General features: G+C 71.7%; 24 protein-coding genes. 6 read left to right on the top strand and 18 right to left on the bottom strand.

Going from position 1 to position 22133, the window contains the following annotated elements; genetic code table 11:
• Window positions 1-31 precede the first annotated feature (31 nt).
• The 7 genes from DJ75_RS08285 to DJ75_RS08255 all read right to left on the bottom strand — a co-directional run bounded on the left by DJ75_RS08285 (window position 32) and on the right by DJ75_RS08255 (window position 7449).
• Window positions 32-1048, bottom strand: a complete 1017-nt coding sequence (locus DJ75_RS08285) for an ABC transporter permease subunit (protein WP_094524029.1) — start codon at window positions 1046-1048, stop codon at window positions 32-34.
• The gene (locus DJ75_RS08280) at window positions 1041-1778 is read right to left on the bottom strand and encodes an ABC transporter ATP-binding protein (RefSeq protein ID WP_094524028.1); all 738 of its coding nucleotides are present in this window, start codon (window positions 1776-1778) and stop codon (window positions 1041-1043) included. The genes DJ75_RS08285 and DJ75_RS08280 overlap by 8 nt, the downstream gene beginning before the upstream one ends.
• A gap of 2 nt (window positions 1779-1780) precedes the next feature.
• Window positions 1781-3322 carry a nitrous oxide reductase family maturation protein NosD gene (gene nosD / locus DJ75_RS08275; RefSeq protein ID WP_094524027.1) on the bottom strand — a complete coding sequence of 514 codons (1542 nt, stop codon included), beginning with the start codon at window positions 3320-3322 and terminating at the stop codon, window positions 1781-1783.
• Window positions 3322-4083, bottom strand: coding sequence for a hypothetical protein (locus tag DJ75_RS08270; protein ID WP_094524026.1), 762 nt, complete (start codon window positions 4081-4083; stop codon window positions 3322-3324). The genes nosD and DJ75_RS08270 overlap by 1 nt, the downstream gene beginning before the upstream one ends.
• Before the next feature lie 48 nt (window positions 4084-4131).
• The gene (gene nosZ / locus DJ75_RS08265) at window positions 4132-6210 is read right to left on the bottom strand and encodes a TAT-dependent nitrous-oxide reductase (protein WP_094524025.1); all 2079 of its coding nucleotides are present in this window, start codon (window positions 6208-6210) and stop codon (window positions 4132-4134) included.
• Window positions 6207-6590 (bottom strand): BlaI/MecI/CopY family transcriptional regulator, encoded by a 384-nt coding sequence (locus DJ75_RS08260; protein WP_094524024.1) that lies wholly within the window; start codon window positions 6588-6590, stop codon window positions 6207-6209. The genes nosZ and DJ75_RS08260 overlap by 4 nt, the downstream gene beginning before the upstream one ends.
• A gap of 91 nt (window positions 6591-6681) precedes the next feature.
• On the bottom strand, window positions 6682-7449 hold the full coding sequence (locus DJ75_RS08255; RefSeq protein ID WP_094524023.1) for a helix-turn-helix domain-containing protein: 768 nt from the start codon (window positions 7447-7449) through the stop codon (window positions 6682-6684).
• Between the two features lie 161 nt (window positions 7450-7610).
• Here DJ75_RS08255 and DJ75_RS08250 point away from each other — a divergent pair, with 161 nt between their 5' ends.
• A complete protein-coding gene (locus DJ75_RS08250; protein WP_094524022.1) occupies window positions 7611-8408 on the top strand; it encodes an aldo/keto reductase in 798 nt (265 codons plus the stop codon).
• 31 nt (window positions 8409-8439) lie between these two features.
• Here the strand turns inward: DJ75_RS08250 and DJ75_RS08245 are convergent, their stop codons facing one another.
• The gene (locus DJ75_RS08245) at window positions 8440-9450 is read right to left on the bottom strand and encodes a phosphotransferase family protein (protein WP_094524021.1); all 1011 of its coding nucleotides are present in this window, start codon (window positions 9448-9450) and stop codon (window positions 8440-8442) included.
• A gap of 145 nt (window positions 9451-9595) precedes the next feature.
• Between DJ75_RS08245 and DJ75_RS08240 the strand changes: the two genes are divergently transcribed.
• Window positions 9596-11698, top strand: coding sequence for a hypothetical protein (locus DJ75_RS08240; protein ID WP_094524020.1), 2103 nt, complete (start codon window positions 9596-9598; stop codon window positions 11696-11698).
• Window positions 11699-11766: 68 nt separating this feature from the next.
• Complete coding sequence (locus DJ75_RS18605; protein ID WP_170938366.1) at window positions 11767-11910, top strand: hypothetical protein; 144 nt, start codon at window positions 11767-11769, stop codon at window positions 11908-11910.
• A gap of 38 nt (window positions 11911-11948) precedes the next feature.
• On the opposite strand, the gene DJ75_RS08235 is transcribed toward DJ75_RS18605, so the two are convergent.
• Window positions 11949-12404 carry a DUF5799 family protein gene (locus tag DJ75_RS08235; RefSeq protein ID WP_094524019.1) on the bottom strand — a complete coding sequence of 152 codons (456 nt, stop codon included), beginning with the start codon at window positions 12402-12404 and terminating at the stop codon, window positions 11949-11951.
• A gap of 99 nt (window positions 12405-12503) precedes the next feature.
• Between DJ75_RS08235 and DJ75_RS08230 the strand changes: the two genes are divergently transcribed.
• Window positions 12504-12920 carry a halocyanin domain-containing protein gene (locus DJ75_RS08230; protein ID WP_094524018.1) on the top strand — a complete coding sequence of 139 codons (417 nt, stop codon included), beginning with the start codon at window positions 12504-12506 and terminating at the stop codon, window positions 12918-12920.
• A 21-nt stretch (window positions 12921-12941) separates the two neighbouring features.
• Here the strand turns inward: DJ75_RS08230 and DJ75_RS08225 are convergent, their stop codons facing one another.
• Together DJ75_RS08225 and DJ75_RS08220 are read right to left on the bottom strand one after the other, a co-directional pair.
• A complete protein-coding gene (locus DJ75_RS08225; protein ID WP_094524017.1) occupies window positions 12942-14093 on the bottom strand; it encodes a mandelate racemase/muconate lactonizing enzyme family protein in 1152 nt (383 codons plus the stop codon).
• 3 nt (window positions 14094-14096) lie between these two features.
• Window positions 14097-15026: a 1,4-dihydroxy-2-naphthoate polyprenyltransferase gene (locus tag DJ75_RS08220; protein ID WP_094524016.1), complete on the bottom strand. Its 930-nt coding sequence runs from the start codon at window positions 15024-15026 to the stop codon at window positions 14097-14099.
• Between the two features lie 106 nt (window positions 15027-15132).
• Between DJ75_RS08220 and DJ75_RS08215 the strand changes: the two genes are divergently transcribed.
• Window positions 15133-15675, top strand: coding sequence for a carboxymuconolactone decarboxylase family protein (locus DJ75_RS08215; protein ID WP_094524015.1), 543 nt, complete (start codon window positions 15133-15135; stop codon window positions 15673-15675).
• A gap of 73 nt (window positions 15676-15748) precedes the next feature.
• Window positions 15749-16072 (top strand): hypothetical protein, encoded by a 324-nt coding sequence (locus DJ75_RS08210; RefSeq protein ID WP_094524014.1) that lies wholly within the window; start codon window positions 15749-15751, stop codon window positions 16070-16072.
• 466 nt (window positions 16073-16538) lie between these two features.
• Here DJ75_RS08210 and DJ75_RS08205 read toward each other — a convergent pair whose 3' ends face one another.
• The 7 genes from DJ75_RS08205 to ribH form a co-directional block, all read right to left on the bottom strand.
• Entirely contained in the window at window positions 16539-17045 is a 507-nt protein-coding gene (locus DJ75_RS08205; protein WP_094524013.1) for a DUF5797 family protein, read from the bottom strand.
• Window positions 17046-17162: 117 nt separating this feature from the next.
• Window positions 17163-17897 (bottom strand): hypothetical protein, encoded by a 735-nt coding sequence (locus DJ75_RS08200; RefSeq protein WP_254921912.1) that lies wholly within the window; start codon window positions 17895-17897, stop codon window positions 17163-17165.
• A gap of 90 nt (window positions 17898-17987) precedes the next feature.
• The gene (gene gatA, locus DJ75_RS08195) at window positions 17988-19295 is read right to left on the bottom strand and encodes an Asp-tRNA(Asn)/Glu-tRNA(Gln) amidotransferase subunit GatA (RefSeq protein ID WP_094524012.1); all 1308 of its coding nucleotides are present in this window, start codon (window positions 19293-19295) and stop codon (window positions 17988-17990) included.
• Window positions 19296-19598: an Asp-tRNA(Asn)/Glu-tRNA(Gln) amidotransferase subunit GatC gene (gatC, locus tag DJ75_RS08190; RefSeq protein WP_094524011.1), complete on the bottom strand. Its 303-nt coding sequence runs from the start codon at window positions 19596-19598 to the stop codon at window positions 19296-19298. It abuts the gene before it with no gap.
• A gap of 85 nt (window positions 19599-19683) precedes the next feature.
• The gene (locus DJ75_RS08185; RefSeq protein WP_094524010.1) at window positions 19684-20196 is read right to left on the bottom strand and encodes a universal stress protein; all 513 of its coding nucleotides are present in this window, start codon (window positions 20194-20196) and stop codon (window positions 19684-19686) included.
• A gap of 133 nt (window positions 20197-20329) precedes the next feature.
• On the bottom strand, window positions 20330-21484 hold the full coding sequence (locus DJ75_RS08180) for a pyridoxal phosphate-dependent aminotransferase (RefSeq protein ID WP_094524009.1): 1155 nt from the start codon (window positions 21482-21484) through the stop codon (window positions 20330-20332).
• A gap of 34 nt (window positions 21485-21518) precedes the next feature.
• Window positions 21519-21923 (bottom strand): 6,7-dimethyl-8-ribityllumazine synthase, encoded by a 405-nt coding sequence (ribH, locus tag DJ75_RS08175; protein WP_094524008.1) that lies wholly within the window; start codon window positions 21921-21923, stop codon window positions 21519-21521.
• Between the last annotated feature and the right edge of the window lie 210 nt (window positions 21924-22133).

The following is a 22133-nucleotide window of genomic DNA, read 5'->3' as shown; positions in this document are numbered from 1 at the left end:
ACGGATGGGTTCAAAAGACACGCGGGGCGTTTTATTTCCGCTTCGAGCGGAGCGCCACCGCGGCGACGCCCGTCGCGACCGCGACCCACCCGAGCAGGACGGCCACGAGCACGCCGACCGAGAGACCGCTGCCGTCGAGCGCGGCCGCGAGCCCCGCACCGCCGGCGTCGGTCGGGGCGAGCGCGAGCAGCCGGTACGTCGAGACCGGGTTCGCGGCCACCGCGACGGCGACGAACCGCCCCGCGCCGTCGAGCGCGGCCAGCACGCCGAGCGCGAGCAGGTCGTGGACTAGGGCGAACCACGCCCAGACGAGCAGGGCGCCCGCGAGCGCGACCGTCGAGGTCGGCGCGACCGCGGAGATCGCCACCCCCAGCCCGAGGAGCGCGACGGCGACGGCGACCGTCGCGAACAGGAACCACGCGAACGTCGGCCAGCCGGCGAGCCCGAACCCCCGCAAGAGGAGCAGCCCGGGGACGCCGAAGCCGACGACGACCGACGCCGAGAGCACCGCGGCCCGCCCGGCGTACACGCCGATCGCGGTTTCGACCCGCGAAACGGGCAGCGTCAACACGACCCCGAGGCGCCCGCGCTCCGCCGCGCCGACGATCGCGCTGTGACCGAACGCCAGCGCGGCCAGCGGGACGAGGTACGTCGCCAGTTCGACGTAGCTCGCGACGACCGGCTCGTAGCCGGTCGGCGCCACGCTCGACCCGCTGAACGTCGCCAGCAGGAGCCCGAACGCGGCGAACACGACCGTCAGCGCGACGGCCCACCCCCGGCGGGCGGTCAGCCGGGTCTCGCGGCGAGCGATCCGGAGGACGATCCCGGGACGCGGGAGGGGAACGGAGATCCCCTCGGCGTCGGTCGCGGTCTCGTCCGCGGTCTCCGTCTCCCTCTCCGTCGCCTCCGCGGAAGCGTCCGTCCGCGAGGCGGCGGTCGAGCCGTCGACGACGACGCCGCCGTCCGGGGCCGGGTCCGAGTCAGACGCCGTGTCGGCGTCGGGCGCCTCGCCGTCCTCGGGCGCGGCTCCGCGCCCGCGCTCAGGCATCTCGACCACCCCCGGTGAGCGAGACGAAGGCGCCTTCGAGACCGGCCTCGTGGTCGGCGGCGAGCCCGTCGGGCGTCCCCTCCGCGACCAGCCGCCCGTCGTCGAGGACGCCGACGCGGTCGCAGACGCGCTCGGCCTCCCGCAGCGCGTGGGTCGCCATGAGCAGTGTCACACCCGTCTCGTCACGCACGCGGGTCAGGACCTCGCGGAGCGCGGCGACGCCGTTCGGGTCGAGCCCCGCGGTCGGCTCGTCGAGCAGGAGCACCGCCGGATTCGCGAGGAGCGCGGCCGCCAGCCCGAGCCGGCGGCGCATCCCCTTCGAGTAGCCGTCGATGGGGCGGTCGATCGCCTCGGCGAGCCCGACCGTCGCGGCCGCGCCGGCGATGCGCTCGGCGGCGTCCTCCGGGCCCGACCCGACTCCGCGGACGTCGGCGTGGAAGCGCAGGGTCTCGCGCCCCGTCTCGCCCGGCGGAAAGCCGGGCTCCTCGGGTAAGATTCCGATCGCCTCGCGGATCCGCCACCCGATCTCGCCGACCTCGCGGCCGCCGACCGAGACGGTCCCCGCGTCGGGGCGCTCGCGGCCGGCGATCAGCCCGAACAGCGTGGACTTGCCGGCGCCGTTGGTTCCCACGAGGCCGTACGCGTCGCCCGATTCGACCGTGAGGTCGAGCCCGGCGAGGGCCTCGACGTCGCCGTACCGCTTGTGAACGTGCTTAATATCGATGCGCATGGTTACTGGTGCCGCTGGTGGTGGTCGTCTCCCGGGTCCGAGTCGTACTCGACGGTCGCGTCGACGGCCGCCGCGTACGGGCGATACGGCTCGACGTCGTGGACGGGGTCGGCGAGCGGGCGGTGGTCGACGACCCCGGCGGTCTCGACCGCGGGGAACCGGCTCTCGACCAGCCGGATTGCGTCGAACGCCGGGCCGTCCGCGAAGACCGCTGCGGCGGGGTGCTCCTGCACGAGCCGCTGGGCCGCGCCGGCCGGCCGATGCCGCGTGTCGCTTATGCCGTCGCCGTCGGCGTCGGCGACGCGGGCGTCCGACCAGTAGTTGCCCCGGTCGGAGCCGTTCCAGGCGACGAGGTCGCGGGTCGTCGTCAACACCGGCTCCTCGTTCTCGACGAACCCGTTGCCGGCGACGGTCGTCTCCGAGGTCCCGGCGGAGTGGTGGACCCCGACCCCGTTGGCGTACAGGAGGTTCCCCCGGACCTCGTTGTGCTGGGCGTTGTAGAGGAAGATCCCGTCGTCGTTGGCGACGAGGCGGTTGTCGCGGACGACGCTGCGGTCGATCTCCTTGAGCAGGATCCCGTGGCCGCTCTGCCCGCGGTTCGCAACCGCGGTGTTGTTCACGACCTCGATGGAGTCGCTGACCATCAGCGCGTACCCCACGTCGTTCTCGAAGGCGACGTTGTCCGCGATCCGGTTGTCGTCTGAGTACATGTAGTGGACGCCGTAGCGCAGGTCCCACAGCGTGTTCCCGGTCGCCTCGACGTCGGAGGCCCACGAGTAGTAGATCCCGTCGCGCACGTCGGTGATCTCGGTGTCGCGGATCTCGCTCCCCTCGGTCTCCCAGAGGTTGATCCCGTTGCCGCGGTTCGCGAACCGCGGCGCCTCGGTGCCCTCGATCCGCGAGTCGGCGACCGTCACCTCGTCCGCGCCGTTCACCCAGACGCCGAAGGCGGCGTCGGTGAGGTAGAGCTCCGAGAGCGTCGCCCCGGAGGCGTTCCCGGCGACGTACACCCCGGCGTCTTGCGACTCGAGGTCCTCGCCGGTGTCGTGGATCCAGACGCCCTCGATCGCGGCGTTCGGCGCCTCCAACACGACGACGCTGTCCTCGCCGCGCCCGTCGACCAGGGCTCCGTGAGTCTCGCTCGCCCGGACCGTCACGTTCGGCTCGTCGACGACGACCGGCTCCGTCGGCTCGAAGACGCCGGAGAGCTCGACCGCGTCTCCGGGCTCCGCGGCGTCGACCGCGGCGGTCAGGCTCTCGTACGTCCCGGCGGTCGCGTTCTCGCCGTCGGTCGCGTTTCCTCCGCCGTCGCTCACGACCGTCGCGGTCCCCGTCGCCGTCGGCCGCGCCGGGTCGTACGTCGGCGGGTCGACGACGAGCCCGTCGGTGCCGTTGGCCGCCTCGGTCCCGCTCGCGTCGCCGGACACGGCGCCACCCCCCGCCGCCGCGGCGACGCCGCCGAGGACGGCCGCGAGCACGACGGCGGCGGCCACGAAGACCGCGCGCGCCGAGACGAGGCCGGCGACCGACGGGCGTCGGGTCATCAGTTCACCTCCGCGCCGGGCTCGTCGGTGGTCGCAGGCGGCTCGTCGCTCGACCGGTCTCGGTCGGGGCCGTCGCCGTCGCTCCCGCCCCCGAGGCGGTCGCGGAGCCGCTCCGCGGCCTCGCCGACGGTGACCTGCGAGTCGCGGAGCAGGTACGCCGCGACCAGCAGGAGGAACCCCAGTCCCGTCATGTACCCCCCGTGACCGAACCACGCCACCCCGCTGATGTTGGCGATCTCGTAGCCGCCCAACAGCGGCGGGGTGAACTCCGCGACGCCGACGACCGGCGCGTCCTCCCCGAGCGCGTGGCCCGCCTGGTACAGGCGGTACTGGACGATCGCGAACGTGCCGACGAACGCCACGGTCGCCCCGACGAGCTGGCCGAGGAGGCCGTAGCGGAGCTTGCGCTCGGTCGGCGCGACCGCCACGAAGACCCCCGCGGCCGCCACCGCGAGGAACAGGACCGGCCCGAGGATCCACTCCGGCGCGGCGATCGCGTCCGGGTGGACCGCGTAGTTCGGGTCGACGAACACCGGGTCCGGGTAGTAGAACCCGACGTAGTGGTTCAGCGCCTGCACCTCGGCGAAGTCGCCGCCGAGCCGCGGGTAGGCGTACAGCTCCACGAGGAGCCCGTCCGGGTACTGGGGCGCCTCGAAGGCGATCTCCCAGACGGGCACCGCGAGCGCGGCGACGAACAGGACCGCCGCCGTCAGCGGCAGCGCCCGTCTGAGTTCGGTCAGTCGGTCGAGTGCGGGTGTCATAGGGTGGGGGGTGGTGGGTCGGGGTGTGGTCGAGTGGCTGTTCGGTCCCTACGCGGACGGCTCGACGAGGATCCGCGAGCGCATCTCCAGGTGGAGCGCGCTACAGAAGTACGCGCAGTACGCCCAGAACACGCCCGGCTGGTCGGCGGTGAACGTCACCTCGCGGGTGTCCTGCGGCGCCAGCGCGAGGTTGATGTCGTACTCCGGGATCGCGATCGAGTGGATCACGTCGCTCGTGGTCTCGATGTTCGAGATCTTGAGGCGGACCTCGTCGCCCTCCCGGAGCGTGACCTCCGGGAACGCGTACTCGTTGCGGCGCGCCCACATCTCGATCTCGACGGTGCTGTCGTCGACCCGCTCGAAGGACTCCTCGCCCTCGGCGACGTACTCCAGCTCGTAGTCGTCCGGGTCCCACGTCTTCGCGGGGTCGATCTTGTCCTTGTGGACGATGCTGGCGTCGTGCGGCTCGGGGTACGACGGCTTGTCCTTCACCAGCTGCATCCCGGCGTCGTCGTCGCCGATGTGGAACAGCTGGTCGTTCTCCGGGTGGATCGGCCCCACCGGCAGGAACCGGTCCTTCGAGAGCTTGTTCAGCGAGACGAGGTAGTCGCCCTGCGGCGACGCCGTGTACGACTCCGCGGCGATGAGGTGGCCGGGGTTGTAGTGGACGTCGTGGCGGTCGACGACCGGCTCCTCGGAGCCGGCCTCGGCCTCGACGGCGGCCTCGTAGTCCCACTTGACCACCTCGCTGTCGATGAACGTCGTCGTGTACGCGTGGCCCCGCCCGTCGTAGGCGGTGTGGAGCGGCCCCATCCCGATACGGGGCTGGCCCACGATGGCGTCCTGCGGGTCGTCGACCTCGGCGATGGCCTCGATGTCGATGACGGTACAGCTCGGGTCGAGCTTTCCGGAGGCGATGGCGTACTTCCCGTTCGGCGTCACGCTGACCCCGTGCGGGCTCTTCGGCGTCGCGACGTAGCGGACGATCGGGCGGTCGCCCTCGTTCAGCGGGCTGTCCTTCGTCCCGTCGACGACGGGCACGCCGCTGATCTCCTCGTACTGGCCGCTCTCGACGGCGTCCCAGATCGCGGGGATGTCGAACGCCTTCACGTAGTCGCGGTCGGAGCGGGCCATCTCGCCCTCGGTGGTCCCCTCCTCGCTGTTGTAGCCGGTGGCGAAGAACCAGCGGCCCTCCTTGCCGCCGTCCCCGTTGTCCATGTTGCCGTCGACCTCGACCTGCCACTCGACGTCCATCGTCTCGGGGTCGATGGCGGTGATGACGGAGCCGTACTCGTCCGGGCTCTGCACGTCCCGGCCGTCGTTCGGCATGGGGACGCGGAACTCGCCGACGCCGAAGACGAGCTGCGTGTCCGGCAGCTGCATACAGGCGCCGTGGACGCCCTGACAGTTCGGGACGTTCGTGATCGCGTCCGTCTCGAAGTACTCCAGGTCGACCCGGGCCATCCGCCCGTTGGCCTTGTCGTTGACGAACAGCCAGCGGCCGTCGTAGTCGTTGTCGGTCTGCGAGACGCGCGGGTGGTGGGTGTCCCCCCACACGTGGCCGTCGCCCTCCTCCTCAAGCATCCGGCTCGACTTCGCGTCGTGACCGTAGCCGCGCGCGCTCTCCGTCTGGAACACCGGGATCCGCATCAGCTCGCGCATCGACGGGAGGCCGACGACGCGGATCTCGCCCGTGTGGCCGCCGGAGAGGAAGCCGTAGTACTCGTCGTGCTCGCCGGGCGCGACGGAGTGCTCGCCGCTCCCGGCCGCGCCGCCGGAGTCGTCGTCCTCGTCCGCGAGGATACTCGTACAGCCCGCGAGGCCGCTCATGGCCCCGACGGCGGCGCCGGCCTTCATGAAGTCGCGCCGCCCGAGCTCCAAGCGCGGCAGGTCGAGGCTCGGCCGCTTCGCCGCGGTCGCGTCCGTCCCCTCCGCGGTCGAGGCGATGTCGCGCTCGTGGTCGGTGAGCAGGTGCTCGATCGTCCGCCCGTCGACGATCTCGGGCTCGCCGTCGGCCGCGTCCGGTCCGTCCGCCGGTCCCGTCTCGCCCGCGTCCGCGGGCGTCTCGTCGCGCTGTTCGTCGGCTCGTGCCGTCGGCTCGTCGCTGGCGTTGGGTTGGGAAGTCATTGTCTGGTGGTGGCGTCGGCGCTGCCGTCCGCTCCGCCGTCGCCGTCGGAGTCCGTTCGGACCGCGATCCGCTCGACCGCCCGATCGCCGAGGACCGCCCGCAGCTCGGCTTCGATCTGCGGGACGAGCCGGTCGCGGGCGGCCTCGGCGTCGAAGCGGTAGCGGTGTCGCGTCGTCCCCCGGCGCCGCTCCGCGCCGCGGTCGACGAGCCCCTTCTCGACGAGCCGGTCGACGGTCCGCTTCACCGTCGTGTACGCGACGTCGTCGCCGCGGTCCGCGACCGCGTCGTGCAGGTCGCGAGCGGCGAGGGGTTCGTCGGCGCGCCGCAGGACTGCGAGGAGCTCGCGTTCCCGCGGTCCGAGCTGTGTCCACTGGGTCATGGGTGGTCGGAGCCGAACCGGTCGGTTCGACTCCGCTACTGATCAGTACGCTCTAACCCCGGGGGTAGCTGTCGGCGAACAGTTCGGAGGTTTAAGTACCGTCGCCGGTCCCGAACGTCTGCGAAAAGAGCGCCGCCGTCACGGTCCGGAGGTGTTCCGACACCGTGGACTTCGCGAGGTCGAACTCCGCCGCGACGTCGGCGGCGGAGGCGCCGCCGGTCTCGAAGTACCCCTTCTCGGCGGCGACCGTCGCGATCTCGGCCTGCCTGTCGGTCACGCCCGCGAGGTCGACGGGGACCACGTCGGGGCAATACTCGTCCCCGTCGCCGCGAGCGCGGTCGACGCAGAGCCGACGGAGCTCGACGTCGAGGCCGACCGCCTCGCACTCGTCGACGATCGCCCGCAGTTCCTCGTGGCCGCTCAGGACGAACGAGACCCGGATCTCGCCGTCGACCATTTCGGTCCGGCGCGGCGACACCGGGAAGTTCGCGAACGCCGCCGGGAGCCCGCCGCAGGAACAGCCCGCACAGATCCCGCCGTCGGGATCGGTCGGCGAGGGGTCGAGCGAGGAGGGCTCCGAGCGCGGGGCCTCCTCGGAGTTCGGCGCCCCGAGATGGACCCCGCCGTCGGTGGCCGGACGCTCGCACTCGATCTCGTACCGACCGTGCGCTCGGCCGCCGAACTCGACGAGGTCGAGCCCGGTCGGCGGGTCGTCGGGCGGATCGGCGGCGACGAACTCGACGCGGTCGTCGGTCGAGTCGACCCGTACCTCCTCGACCGGCGTGCTGGCCGAGAGGGCCGCGACGGGACAGCCGTCACAGGAGGAGAGGGCGAGTTCGGCGTGAATCCCGGTGCTCATGTGCGAAGCTAGGCGCTCCGGGACTCATATAACGCCGAGCGGTTTCCAGCGCGGTGAAAAGACCGCTCCGGCCCCGCGATCGATCGCGGGAAGCCAGCCGGAAGCCCGCGATCCGTTCCGGTGAGCGCGCCCTTATGAATCCGGGGTCGGAATCGGGCGACATGCCGCCACTGGAACTCCCGCTCGGCCTCGGCACGTCGGGGCTCGACGACCCCGCGGAGTGCACCGCCACCGTGACCGCCGCCCTGGAGGCGGGGTACCGCCACGTCGACACCGCCCAGATGTACGACAACGAGGCCGCGGTCGGCGAGGGGATCGCCGCGGCCGACGTCGAGCGCGACGAGGTCGTCGTCGCCACGAAGGTCCACCCCGAGAACCTCGCTCCCGAGGACGTCCGCGAGACGGCCCGCGAGAGCCTCGACCGCCTCGGGCTCGACCGCGTCGACCTGCTGTACGTCCACTGGCCGATCCGCGCGTACGACGCCGCCGCGACGCTGCCGGTCTTCGACGAGCTTCGCGACGCGGGGCTCACCGACCACGTCGGCGTCTCGAACTTCACCCCCGAACTGCTCCGCGAGGCCCGCGAGATCCTCGACGCGCCGATCGCCGCCCACCAAGTCGAGTGTCACCCGCGGTTTCAGCAGGCCGAACTGCGCGGGCTCGCCGCCGAGTTCGACCACCGGCTCGTCGGCTACTCGCCGCTGGCCCGCGGCGACCTGTTCGACGACGAGGAGTTCCTCGCGATCGCCGACCGGGCCGATCGCTCGCCGGCCGTCCTCGCGCTCGCGTGGGCGCTCGCTCGAGATGTCACGCCGATCCCGAAGGCGACGGGCGACCACGTCGCCGAGAACCTCGACGCCGTCGACGCCGAGATCGATCCGTCCGTCCTCGACGCCGTCGACGGGCTGGAGCGGGGCGACCGACGGATCGACCCCGACGACGCGGCGTGGAACCGCTGAGGGGCGGCAGATCCCCCCCGAACGACGGCCCTCACACCGCCTCCAACCGCGCCTCCATCTCCGCCTCCGCCCGGTCGACGAGGTCGGCCATCGGCTCGTCGACGTACGTCGTCCACTGGTCGACGAACCCCGAGCGGCCGAGCATCCGGACGACCTCGTAAATAGGCCTCCGGGCCGCGAATCCCGCCGGGAGCCCGTCGGCGCACTCGGCGTACCCGGCGCGGAGCGCCGCCGCGTACCGCTCGGGCCCCCGCTCGTCGAACCCGTTGAGGAGCTGGTCCTCCGCCCTGACGAGGTCGCGGGCGGGATCGCCGACGTGGGCGAGCTCCCAGTCGATCGGAGCGATCCCGTCGTCTACCTCGGCCTCGCGGTCGCGTCCGGTCCCGGCGCCGACGACGAACAGGTTCGGCATCGCGACGTCGCCGTGGAGGAGCGCCGCGGGGGCGTCGCGGAGGCGGTCGCGGTTCGCCTCGACGCAGTCGACGACGGCGTCGTAGTGGTGGCCGAGCCGCTCCGACGTGCCGATCTCGCGGGTTCGCTCGATCGTTTTTAAAAGCACGTCCGGCCACGGCGCGGGATCGAGCGCGAGCCCGCCCCGCCCGTCGCTCCCGACGATCTCGCCGTGCGTCTCGAACCGCTCGGCGTGGAGGGTCGCGAGCGTCGCGCCGACGCGCCGGAGCAACGCCGCGCGGTCGGCCTCACCGCCCTCTCGTTCCCCGAGCTCGTCCCACAGGTCGAGGAGCTCGCGTCCGGGAGCGGGCGCGGTGACGAGGTACGGCACCGTCGCGTCCGGGTCACCGGCGAGGACGTCCGGGACCGCGATCGGCCGCTCGGCGGCCAGGTAACGCAGGACTGCCAGCTCGCGGGCGATCCGGGTGCCGTCGCCGTCGACCGCGACCTTGCAGAACGCCCGACCGCCGTCCGCGAAGGCGACCCCGACCGTCTCGTTGGCCCCGTTCCACGAGGGGCCGACGCCGGTCAGGCGCTCGACCGACCGCTCCGGGAACGCATCGGCGAGAGCGGCCGCCGCGGCGTCGTTCATGGCGATGCGTCGCGGCCGGGCGGTGTTAAAATTGCTGTCACTCCTGTTAACACGAGGCGGTGAAATGCCTTTGTTGCGGCCGAGAGATGCCGAATTCAGAGAAGCACCGATAACCTGATAACTGTTGTCGGTTTATCAATTGGTAGTGAGAGACGACGCGATCGGAGAACGAGTACGCCTCGAGACGCGGGGTGAGACGCTCTGCGTTCGCGACGCGTTGGAGGGTGAGGAGCTCCGGCTCGTGTCGGACACCGAACCCGATCCGGAGCCCGCGCTCACGGAGCTGTTCCCGTTTCCGGTCGACAGAGCGGTCAGCTTTGAGGCGGGGTCAATCTCGGTTCCCGACTACTCGGCGGTGACCGTGCGCAGGGCGGACGGCGAGTTCGTCGCGCGGCTCGACGACCCGATGGAGCTCCGACGAGGGTCGTACTGCTTCGACGTCAGCGGGGTGGCCAAGGCGCTGATCCGCGCGACCGACGTGGCGGTCTCGACGACCGGCATGGCCGACTCCGGGGCGGTCGACCTCGAGTTCGACCGATCGGTCACCGTCACGGTCGGCGCGCGGTCGCTTCACACCCGCCCCGAGGCGACGATCACGGTCCCCGACGACCCGGCCGCGCTGGCGGAGGCGGTCTCGGTGCTCGGCTCGTCGATCAAGGAGTTCTCCGCCGAGCGGTCGTGGCCGACGCTCCGCGGCTACCCGCCGCGGATCGAGCGCGGCGACGCGCTCGACATCCCGAGCCCGTTGGTCCCTCCCGACACCGGCGTCGAGGTCGTCGTCCGCCCCGACTACGCGGACGTCTACCGGCTCTCGACGCTGTCGTACTACCTCGGGGCGCGGATGGTGACCGGAAACGCGCCCGCGATCCGGCTCGCAAACGGCTACATCGAATCGCTGCCGACCGAGGGGGTCGCGCTCGAAGAGCGGGCCGCGGAGCTGCTTCGGACGTGGTTCTTCCTCGATACGCTCACCCGGACCGAGGGGTACGTCCCGTCCGACCGGTACGAGTACGAGCTGGTCGGCTCGGAGCTCCCCTTCTACCCGCCGAAGCTCGCGGACCTGTCGATGAGCGAGCGGCTGATGGAGTACCTCGAAGTGGATGCGGAGACCGTCGCGCCGTACGCGCCCGACTGGCCGACCGAGGCGGTGCTCCGGCCGAATCCGACCGGCGCCGAACTGCTTCCCCACCTCGCGCACGTGCTGGCGCCGGTTCGGGTGCGCGGCACGGCCGAGCCCGCCGATTCCGGAGCGCCGGACGCGCTCGCGACCTCGCCGTGGCTCGCTCCGGCGGGTGGAACCCCGAGCCCGGACGACGACCCGCTTCCGGCGGGGACGTCGGTGTTGACGCCGGCGAGCTACGAGAACCGGCTCCGTCGGGAAACGACCGCCAGCGGCGATGTCCGGTTCGTCGCGCTGGTCGGCTCTGCTGAGCGCGCGACGAGGACCCGTCGCGCGCTTTCGGAGCCGGCGGTCCCCGATGGCGTCGGGGAGTGGGAAGTGCTCGACGAACCCGACGCGGAGGCGGTCGGGACCGTGCTCTCGGACCCCGACGTCGACGTCGCGTACTGCGCGCTCCCGGTCGCGGACGGCGCGGTCGCCGCGGCCGACGACACGGTCGCGGTCGCCGATCTCGACGGCGCGCCGGCGCTGACGGTCTTCGAGGGGACCGACGGCGTCGACGGCGGACTCGCCGCCGTCGAGAACGGGGGGCTCGGTTCCGTCGCCGTCGCGGGACCGCCGTCTTCCACGGCCCTCAGGTCGGTCGTGGCCCTGTTAGCGGCGGGGACATCGATGACCGCGAGCGTTTCGCTGTCCGGTCTCGCAGACGAGACTCGGATCCGCTGCGTCGGCGATCCCGGCGTCCCGGTGGCGTCCAACAGCGTGTCGGCGATGCAAGTGAACACGGTGCGGTCGGAGTCGCCGACTTCGCATCGGTTCGAACGCGGATCGGTGCTCTCTCTCCAGGATCGGATCGGAATCGAGCAAACGCAGCTGTTCGAGGGGTTCGACGAGCTGAGCGAGCTGGTCGGAACGACGCGGACCAACGGTCCCGCTGTCGACTCCTCACAGCTCCTCGCGATGCTCGAACAGGACGATTCGATCGTCCGTTTCAACGATCGCCTCCTGCTTCCGAGCGACGACCTCTCCGAGGCGGACGTCGAGCGAATGGCTCGCCGAGCCCTCGCGGAGGACGCGTCCGAGGGAGCGACATCGGGCAGTCTGGCTGAGGAACGTCGGCCGGACTGACGGCCGGCGGTCTCAGCTCGTCCGAACTCACCGAGGATTTTTATTACGTAGCCGACGAATCGGCGCGTATGCCTCAGATCCACCTAGACGAGGAGACGGTCGAGCGCCTCGACGCGCTCCGGGTCGACGACGAGGAGTACGACGAGATTGTCAGGGAATTGATCAACATCTACGAGGCCGAGGGGCTGACGCTGTTCCGCAGCGGCGACTAGAATAACGACAGAGAGCCTCGTCGGTCGCGGCCGTCCGGTTACTCCTGATACGCGAGCCTGACCTGTTCCCACTTCCCGTTGTCTTCCAGGTGCGCTTGCAGCTCGTCGGCGTACTCCTGGACGAGCTGTTCGGCGGCGGCGAGCTCCTCGTCGCTACCGCCGCCGCCTCCCGAGCCGCCGAGGCCGAGCGCGCCCTTGATCGAGTCGACGAGGCCGCCGCCGGAGCCGCCGCCGTCCCCCCGGTCCGGCGCTCCGCCCATCGCGGCGACCTGCGACCGGACGTTCTCGAGTTCCGGCATGATCGCCGGGAGGCTGGAGGTGTCGGCGACGATGCGGGCCTCCTCGGGGTCGGCGGCATCCTCGATCTCGAGCTCCGTCGCCGTCATGATCAGGCCCCACTCCTGGCTGGAGAACCGCGAGGCCGACACTCGGTCCGTGAACTGGTTGTCGACGGTCATGCGGTCGCCGACGATCGCGTCTGTCCACTCGCTCATACTCGACCCTTCGGCTGCGGCCGTACAAGCCCCTTTCCCTCGTCGCTCTCGGAGCGTCGCTCTCGGGACGTTTTATACCGTTCGGCCCTTCGAACCGCCATGAACACGCGAACGCGACGAGAGCTGCTCGCGGGCGTCGGCGCCGCCGCTGCCGCCGGACTCGCGGGGTGTACCGGGGCGTTACTCCCGGGAGGCGACGGCGGGGGCGACGACGCGGCCCCGGTCGATCGGACCGGCGAGGAGAGCGTCGCGGTCGCGGTGGGGGCGGACGGCGGCTTCTCGTTCGCGCCCGCGGCGGTCCGGGTCGACGCCGGCACGACGGTCGTCTGGGAGTGGACCGGCGTCGGCGGCAGTCACAACGTCGTCGACAGGGGCGGCGCCTTCGACTCCGGGCTCGCCGCGGCCGAGGGCCACACCTTCGAGCGCGAGTTCGCGACGCCGGGCACGTACGAGTACGTCTGTACGCCCCACCAGACGCGGGACATGGAGGGAGTCATCGAAGTCGTCGAGCGGTAGTCGCTACCGGGAGGCCGCATCTCAGCGAAGCCCGTCGAAGGCGTCGCCGGCGAGACCGGGGGCGTCCGGAACCGCCACCTCGCCGTCGGCGACCGGGCAGGGGTCCGGCGCGAGGTCCTCGTCGAGCAGCGAGGCCGTGGCGAGCCCACAGGGGGCGACCTCGGGGACCGCGGCCGCGACGTGGACCGCGGCGGTCCGCGCGACGACCGCGTCGATCGTGGTGGTGATCACGGGCTCGACACCCGCGGCCCGGGCGGTCGCCGCCGCCGCCAGCGCGCGGTCCGGCCCGCCGAGCGCCATCGGCTTCAGGACGACTACATCGGCCGCGCCGGCGTCCAGGACGGCGTCGAGGTCGCGACGAGCCAGCGACTCGTCGAGCGCGATCGGGACCGGAGCGTCGGCGTCGTCGCCGGCGCGGTCGTCTCGGTCTTCTCGGTCTTCTCGGTCGTCTCGGGCCTCTCTGTCCTCTCGACCCTCTCGACCGCTCCTGAGGGCCGCCGCGCCGGCGAGGTCCTCGGCGGGGAGCGGCTGCTCGACGTAGGCGAGGTTCAGCGGCGCGAAGCGGTCGAGCGCCTCTCGGGCGGTCGACCGGTCCCACGCGCCGTTCGCGTCGGCCCGGAGCGCGACGTCGTCGCCGAGCGCCTCCCGCACCGCGCGGAGACGTTCGACGTCGGCGTCGAGGGCGCGCGCGCCGACCTTCACCTTCACGCAGTCGAACCCCTCCGCGACGGCTCGGGCGGCCGCCGCGGCGGTCGTCTGGGGGTCGCCGTCGCCGACCGTGGCGTTGACCGGGACCGTCTCGGTCGGCGTCGGGAGCCCGCGATCGGCCGCGAGCCGCGCGGCCAGCGACCGCCCCTCGCCTCTCGCCGCGGCGTCCGCGAGCGCGAGCGCGAGCCCGTGACGGGCCGCGGGCGTGGCTCCCGGGTCGAGGCGGTCGAGCGCGTCGTCGACGAGGGCACCGCCGTCGTCCGCGACGCCGCGCAGGGCCGACTCGCACGCCGACCGCGACTCGGTCCAGCCCGGGAGCGGGGCGGCCTCGCCGAGTCCCGGGACCGAGATTCCGGCCCGGTCGTCCGGCCCCACGCCGACGAGGAACCCCTCGCGCTCCGTGATGGCGCCGCGGGCGGTGCCGAGCGGGCTCGTCAGGTCGAGCGAGAAGGGGCGGAGCCGCATCGGTCAGAGCGCGAGGCCGACCGCGAACGCGACCGCGTAGGCCGCGAGGAGCTTTCCGGTCGACTCCAGCGCCGGGTTGAGCGCGTCGCCCGAGGTCTCGGTCAGGACGGTGCGCGCGACGGCGGCCGCGAGCGGGAGCGTGACGAGCGGGAGCAGCACCGTGGGGCCGTCCCCGCGGGCGAGGAACCAGAAGGGGGTGAGGTAGGCGAGCGCGAGCAGCCCGACGTACTGGACGCGCGAGAACCGGTAGCCGAACCGGACCGCGAGGGTGCGCTTGCCGGTCGCCGCGTCCTCCTCCAGGTCGCGGACGTTGTTGACGACGAGGATGTTCGTCGAGAGCGCGGCGATCGGGAGGCTGGCGACGACGGCGGCGAGGGTGACCGTATCCTGGGGAATCCACAGCGGGAACGCCTCGCCGACGAGCGCGGCGGCCTGCACGTAGTAGGTGCCCGTGACGGCGATCACGCCGAAGAAGACGAAGACGAAGAGGTCGCCGAGGCCGTGGTAGCCGAGGGGGTACGGGCCGCCGGTGTAGGCGATCCCGGCGGCGACGGACGCCAGTCCGATCACGAGGATCGGGACGCCGCCGACGGCGACGAGGTAGGTGCCGACGAGGATCGCGGCCGCGAACGTCAGCCACATCGCCCGCTTCACTTCGGCCGGTTCGATGAGGCCGCTGGCGACGACGCGGGTGAACCCCTCGCGGTCGTCCGTGTCGGCCCCCTGGATGGCGTCGTAGTAGTCGTTCGCGAAGTTGGTGCCGACCTGGATCAGCGCCGCGCCGACGAACGCCGCGAGCGCCGGGAGCGGGGCGAACGCGCCCGTTCGGAGGGCGAGCCCGACGCCGACGATCACGGGCGCCGCCGCCGCGGGCAGCGTCTGCGGCCGCGCGGCGATCACCCACGCCCGCCGCCGCGACACCTCGGTACTCATTGGCAGCGATACGCGCGTGGCGTCCCTTAACCTTGCCATCCCGGATCGATCCGGCGGGGTCGTCCGGGACACCCACAGCTATGCCGGTCGGCGGCGAGGCCCCGGCATGGCCCGCGTACCATACGTCGACGCGTCGGACGTGCCCGAGGAGTACGAGGAGCTGCTGGAGTCGTCGCTCCAGGGGAAACCGCTCCACGTCTATCGGTCGCTCGGCAACAACCCGGAGGTGCTCGCCGGACTGCGCTCGTTCCTCGGCTCGCTGTGGACCGACAGCGGCCTCTCGGACCGGGACCGCGAGCTCGTCATCCTCGCCGCCGCGAGCGAGACGCGCAACCGCTACGAGTGGCACCAGCACGTCAACATCGCCCGCGGCGTCGGGATCGGCGACGACGTCATCGCCGGGATCGGAACCGACGACCTGACCGACCTCGACGCCGACGAGACGACGCTGGTCGAGTACGCGGTCGCGGTCGTCCGCCGCGAGGTCGACGCGATCGCCCACGGCGAGGTCGCCGCCGCGTACGACGACGAGACCGTGGTCGGCATCGCCGCGCTCGCGCAGGGGTACGCCGGGCTCGGCGGGATGATCGAGGCGTTCGACCTCGAACTGGAGCCGGGCGACGAGTTCCACGGCTGGGACCCGCGGTAGGCGGCGCCGCGCGGTGCCGAGGTCGGGTCCCGACGACCGACAGATACGACAGGGACCGGCCCCTACCGGTGGTATGAGCGACACGACGGCCGACGGGGAGGCCGGAGCGGAGTCGACCGAGAGCGAGTCCAGCGAGGCCGAAGCGAACGGGGTCGCGGCGCGCTACGAGGAGACCGACGGCGAGCGGCTGCTCACGTTCTCCGCCGACGGCGCCGAGGCGACCGTCGCGCAGAACGTCGACGGCTACGCGATGCTGAAGGTTCGCCCGGGGCCGAACGGCGACGAGCTGGAGCGGTACTACGGGTTCGACATGGCGCTGGACCACGCCGCGGAGCTGCTCGGCGTCGCCGTCAACGACCTGCCGGTCCCCGACGCCGCCGCCGACATGGGGATGTGACGCGGGGGAGTCTCGATAGCGCGTTCAGTAATTGGTTATAAACGGTATGCGGCGGCGCGCTCCGGTGAGCGCCCCACCGGGCGCGAACCGAGCGCGAGGGAGGCGGCGGGCCGGCGCGGCTCCGCCCGCGCCGGGCCGGCCGCCGAGGCTGGGGAGGCGTGAGGTGCGGTCGCTGTGCGGGTGGACTCAAAGGGGCAGCCGCGAGGAGCACGCAGGCGACGCAAGTACCGCAAGGAGCGAACGAAGTGAGTGACTGAGGAACGCAGCGAGCGTGCGTGCTCCTCGCGGCTGGGGCTCCGGAGGTAGTCACCGGCGATCCGAAATCAATCACTTATAAGCGAGCGGCTGGGGCTTCGGAAGCGTTCTCAGCCGAACACGGTTTGGATATTTATAAGCCGGCGACCGAGGCGACCCGATTTCCCCCTCCCTCGACAATCTCCGCTCCGGCAGCTACCTTCTAACTCAACTATTCGCTCACTTCGACCGTGATCTCGTCGCGCTCGACGGCGAGCTTGAACGTCGGCACGGTCCGGTAGACGACCTCGACGACGTTCTTCCGTTCGAGCGTCCGGAGCGCACGCCGCACCTCGTCGACGTCGGGGTCGACGTCGAACGCCTCCCGAACCGCGTTGAGCACGCTGACGACCGACTGCGAGCGCTCGTCGGGGTCGGCCATCACCTCGAACACCTGCGCCACAAGCTCCGGGACGCGGATCGTCTCCGGCGCGCCGCCCCTCGCGACCGCGTCCGCCTCGATTCCGGGCTCGACGTCGACGAGGTCGTTCGCCTCGGCCGTCGACCGGATCAGGCTGTCGTCGTCGCGGTAGTAGTACTCCTTGAGGTGGTTCTGCAGGTACTGGTGCACCTCGCTGCCGCTGTCGAGCTCCCACGCGTCCTGCAGCTCGCCGTTCTTCGTCGGCTGGAGCCGGACGATGTCGGCGAGCCGGCTCCGCTCCTCGTCGGTCAGCGCCATACAGTCACCTCCACCGGGGCAGGTATGGACGTTCCGGATCGCAGTCCGGGACGGGGGGCGGGGGCAGTCGACTCGGTCGGGAGGTCGGCGGCTCGTTCAGGAGGTCAGTCGACTCGCTCAGGAGGTCGGCGGCTCGTCGTCGGACGCGTCCGCGTCCGCGTCGGCGCCCTCGTGCGCGGCCTCGTCGGCGTTCCAGCGGTCTTCGGTCCAGTGCGTGCGCGAATCGGTCGCGTCGACCTCGGCCGTCCCGGCCGGCGACTCGTCGACGTCGGCGGACCCCGCTGTCGTCTCGGAGTCGTCCGCGCCGGCGTCCTCGTCCGCGCCGGACGATTCGGGTCCCGTCACGCGGTCGGCGACGTGCTCGGAGAGCGGATCGACGGTCACGGTCAGCCGCGCCACGACGAAGACGAGCGGGACGAACGACGCGATCAGGAACGCGGCGTCGTACGCCCACGCGAAGCCGTCGATCAGCGGGACGATCGCGCCGGCGAGCCCGCGGTGCGCGACCAGCACGGCGGCGAGTACGACGAGCCAGTAGGCCATCGCGCCGCCGTTCTCGGCGATGCGCTCGACGCGCTCCGCGGCGTCGGTCCGATGGAGGGCGGCGCGCGTCAGCGAGGCGACCTTCGGCGCGGCGTACGCGAGGAGGGCGACGACCGCGACCGTCACCGCGGCGCTGGCGACCGCGGCGAACGTGACCGGCGTCAGCGGAACCAAGCGGCCGACGCCCGGGAGCAGCGTGAACAGGGACAGCACGCCCACCAGCGCGAGCGCCGCGATGGCGATCCGGCTGGCGGATCGAACAGAGTCGCGATCGAACGCGTCCGTCGACGTCGATTCGGTTTCGGTCATGATGCGCTCGGGACGAGGGGTACGAGGCACATAACCGGCCGAGACGCTCAACGCGGTTTTACGCGAGTTAAGAGTCGCAGTCGGCGGCCGCTATTCGGCGTCTTCGACCGCGCTCGCGGCGCGGATCACCGTCTCCTCGTCGAACTTCGGGCCGACGATCTGGAGGCCGACCGGGAGCCCGTCGGCCTCGCCGGCCGGCACCGAAACCGCCGGGAGGTTCGCGAGGTTGACCGGGGTCGTGTTCGCGTCCGCGAGGTACATCCGCAGCGGGTCGTCGAGGCTCTCGCCGAGCTCGAAGGGGAGCACCGGCATCGTCGGCGACGCGATCACGTCGACGTCGTCGAACGCCGCCTCGAAGTCCTGCCGGACCCACGCGCGTGCGTCCTGCGCCTTCTCGTAGTACTTGTCGTGGTAGCCCGCCGAGAGCGCGTACGTGCCGAGCAGGATCCGGCGTTTGACCTCCGCGCCGAACCCCTCCTCGCGCGTCTCCGCGAACGACTCGTTCCAGTTGCCGTCCGACTCGGCGCGGTTCCCGTACCGCACGCCGTCGAAGCGCGCGAGGTTCGAGGACGCCTCTGCCATCGCGATCACGTAGTACGCCTGCACCGCGTGCTCGACCGACGGCAGCGAGATCTCGGTCGTCTCCGCCCCCCGGGCTTCGAGGTCCGCGATCGCGGCCTCGACCGTCTCGACGACGCGCTCGTCGGCGCCCTCGAACAGCTCCGTCGGGATCCCGACCGTGAGCCCGTCGACGTCGCCGTCGGCGGCCGCGGCGTAGCTCGCGTCCGGGTCGGCGCCCTCGACATCGGCGAGGTCGCGGGTCGTGCCGTCGTTCGGGTCCGGCCCGGCGATGACGTCCAGCGCGGCGGCCGCCTCTTCGACCGTGCCCGCGATCGGGCCGATCTGTTCGAGGGAGTTCGCGTACGCGACGAGGCCGTACCGCGAGACGAGCCCGTACGTCGGCTTGATCCCGACGACGCCGCAGAACGCCGCCGGACAGCGCACGGACCCGCCGGTGTCGGAGCCGAGCGCGAGGTCGGCCTCGCCCGCGGCGACCGCCGCCGCCGACCCGCCAGAGGAACCGCCGGGGACGCGCTCCGGGTCCGCGGGGTTCCGCGTGGGGCCGAACGCCGACGTCTCCGTCGTCGTCCCCATCCCGAACTCGTCCATGTTCGCCTTCCCGACGACCGTCGCGCCGGCGTCGGTCAGCCGGTCGACGACGGTCGCGGAGTACGGCGGGACGTAGTCGGCGAGCATCTCGGAGCCGCAGGTCGTTCGGACCCCCTCGGTGGAGATGTTGTCCTTGACCGCGACGGTCGCGTCCGCGAGCGGCCCCTCGGCGTCGGCGTCGCCCTCGATCGTCGCCTCGGTGATGAAGGCGTTGTAGTCCGCCGCCATCTACGACACCTTCGGGCCGACGAAGTAGCCGTCCTCGGTCTCTTCGGCGTTCGACAGCGCCTCCTCTTGGGAGAGTCCCGTCTCGACCTCGTCGGGGCGCATCACGTTGACGAGCTCCTCCTCGCGCTCGGTCTCGGGGACCTCGTCGAGGGCCTCGAAGTAGTCGAGGATGTCGCCGAACTGGGCGGCGAACGCCTCGACTTCCTCGTCGGCGAGGCGAACCCGGGCCAGCTCCGCGACGTGGCGGACCTCCTCGGCGTCGACGGCGGCCGCGTCATCCGTCGACTCGGACGTATCGCTCATACGTCGAGGTGTCCCGGACCGGGAGTAAGGGTTTCGGAACGTCGCATCGGCGACGTTCGACTCGGCGAAGACGGGACCCGCGCGGTCACTCGTCCTCGTCGGCCCGGACGGTCACCACCGGCTGGTCCGCCATCCGTACCACCTTCTCCGCGACGCTGCCGAGCAGGTAGCGCTCGACACCCGTCCGACCGTGGGTCCCCATCACCACGAGGTCGATGTCGTGCTCGTCGGCGTAGCGGATGATCTCCGAGTGCGGCGTCCCCATTTCGACGACGGTCGTCATGTCGATCCCGTCGAGCGATCCGGCCGAGCTCTCGACGAGCTCCTCCGCCTGAGCGGTGAGCTCGTCCTCGATCTCGTCGCTGTCGGGGCTGTCCTCGTGCCTCCCGATGTACCCCTCGTCGGGCGACCGCCCGCTCATCGCTTGGCTTTCCTCCTCGAGGAACGCCCCGCTCAGGCCGAGCCCGCCCCCGCGCATGTCGATGACGTGCAGGACGTGGACGGTCGCGTCGAACGCCGACGCGAGTTCCGCCACGTGCGCTGCCGCCGCTTCCGACCCGGTGCTCCCGTCCGTCGGGTACAGTATATTGTCGTACATCGTACCACCCAATTGAAACTTCGCGGAACAGCGATAAAAACGCACCGCAGATTCCCGCTAACGGCGGATCCGCAGTCACGACCGGAGCGGGACCGTCGATCGGTCACCAAATCGGCCGGGAACTCGACCGCGTTTATAACAGGTCGTTCGAGACGAGCCGGTCGACCGCCTCGCGCAGGCGCTCCTCGCTGGCGGCGTAAGAGATCCGCGCGTGTCCGGGAGCGTTGAACGCGCTGCCCGGTACGCACGCGACCGACGCCTCCTCGATGGCGGCCTCGCACCACGCCTGGTCGTCGTCGTCGACGGGGAGCATCATGTAGAAGGCGCCGTCGCCGACGTCGACGTCGACCCCGTGCTCGTCGAACAGGTCGACGAGGAGGTCGCGGCGGTCGGCGAACGCCCGCCGCATCTCCTCGACGGACTCGTCGGCGTTCTCCAGCGCCTCCACGCCCGCGCGCTGGACGAAGTTCGTCGCGCAGGAGACGGAGTGGGAGTGGAGCTTGCCGGCCTGCCCGACGAACTCCTCGGTCGCGTGGAGGTAGCCCAGCCGCCAGCCGGTCATCGAGAACGCCTTCGAGAAGCCGTTGATCGTTATCGTGCGGTCGGCCATCCCGTCGAGGCTCGCCAGCGAGACGTGCTCGGCGTCGTAGATGATGCGCTCGTAGATCTCGTCGGAGATCACGGCGATGTCGTGTTCGACGGCCAGGTCCCGGACGCCCTCCAGGGCGGCCTCGGAGAAGACCGCGCCCGTGGGGTTCGACGGGGAGTTGACGACGAGCAGCTCGGTGTCGTCGGAGACCGCCTCGGCGAGGTCGTCGAGCGCGGGTTCGAGCTGGAAGCCGTGGGAAGCGAGGTCGACGCGGGAGAGGTCGCCGCCGGCGAGCTTCGCCATCGCCTCGTAGGAGACCCACGCGGGGTCCAGCAGGACGACCTCGTCGCCGTCGTCGATCAGGGTCTGGAACGTCTCGTACAGCGCCTGCTTGCCGCCGGGCGTGACGATCACCTCGTCGGCGTCGGCGTCGATGCCGGTGCCGCGGAGCTTCGCCGCGATCGCCTCCCGGAGCTCCGGGATCCCGTTCGAGGAGGTGTAGCCCGTGTGGCCGGCGTCGAGGGCGTCCTTGCCGGCCTCGACGACGTTCGCGGGGGTGTCGAAGTCGGGCTCGCCGACCGAGAGGTCGACGATGTCGGCCCCTTCGGCCTCCTTTTCAGCCGCCAGGTTCGATATCGCCAGCGTCGCGCTGGGCTCTACGCGTCCGATCCGGTCCGAGAAGTCGTATGCTTCGCTCATTGTCGTGTGTTCCGTCGGGGGTCGTCTCCGGCGCTCATTCGAGCTCCGTCGCGAGGTCGATCGCGGCCTCGGCCGCCTCCGCGCCCTTATCGATGCGCTCGCGCGCCTCCGCGCCGGACATCCCCGGGCCGCTCACGCCGAACGTGACGGGGGTGTCGCGGTCGAGGCTCACTCGCGTGAGCTGCTCGGCGGTCGCGCTCGCGATGACGTGGTCGTGGTCGGTGTCGCCGGTGACGATGGCGCCGATAACCGCCACGGCGTCGACGTCGTCCCGGCGCGCGAGCCGGTCGGCGGCCAGCGGGCTGTCGTACGCGCCCGGCACGCTCAGTTCGTCGACGACGACGGCGTCGCGGTCGGCGGCCGCCTCGCGGGCGGCCTCGGCCATCGGCTCCGTGACGGAGTCGTTGAACCGCGCCACCACCAGTCCCAGCGAGACCATACGCCCGCTCACACCGGCGGCGGCAAAGGTCTACCGTTCCGGAGCAGGGTTGCCGGTCAAACGGGTTCGGGAACGGGGGCGGCGTGGACGTAGTTCGGTTATAAATGAACTACGCGGGTGGCGCGCGCCTCCGAGCGGCCGGTCGGCCGCGAGGAGCCCGTGCGAGGGAGTCGCTGGCGGCACCAGCCGCCAGCGACGAGGCTGGGGAGG

This window comes from Halorubrum sp. Eb13 (assembly GCF_002252895.1).
Classification (GTDB): Archaea; Halobacteriota; Halobacteria; order Halobacteriales; family Haloferacaceae; genus Halorubrum.
The sequence above is the reverse complement of the archived record's forward strand: the minus strand, read 5'-3'. Positions and strand labels throughout refer to the sequence as shown.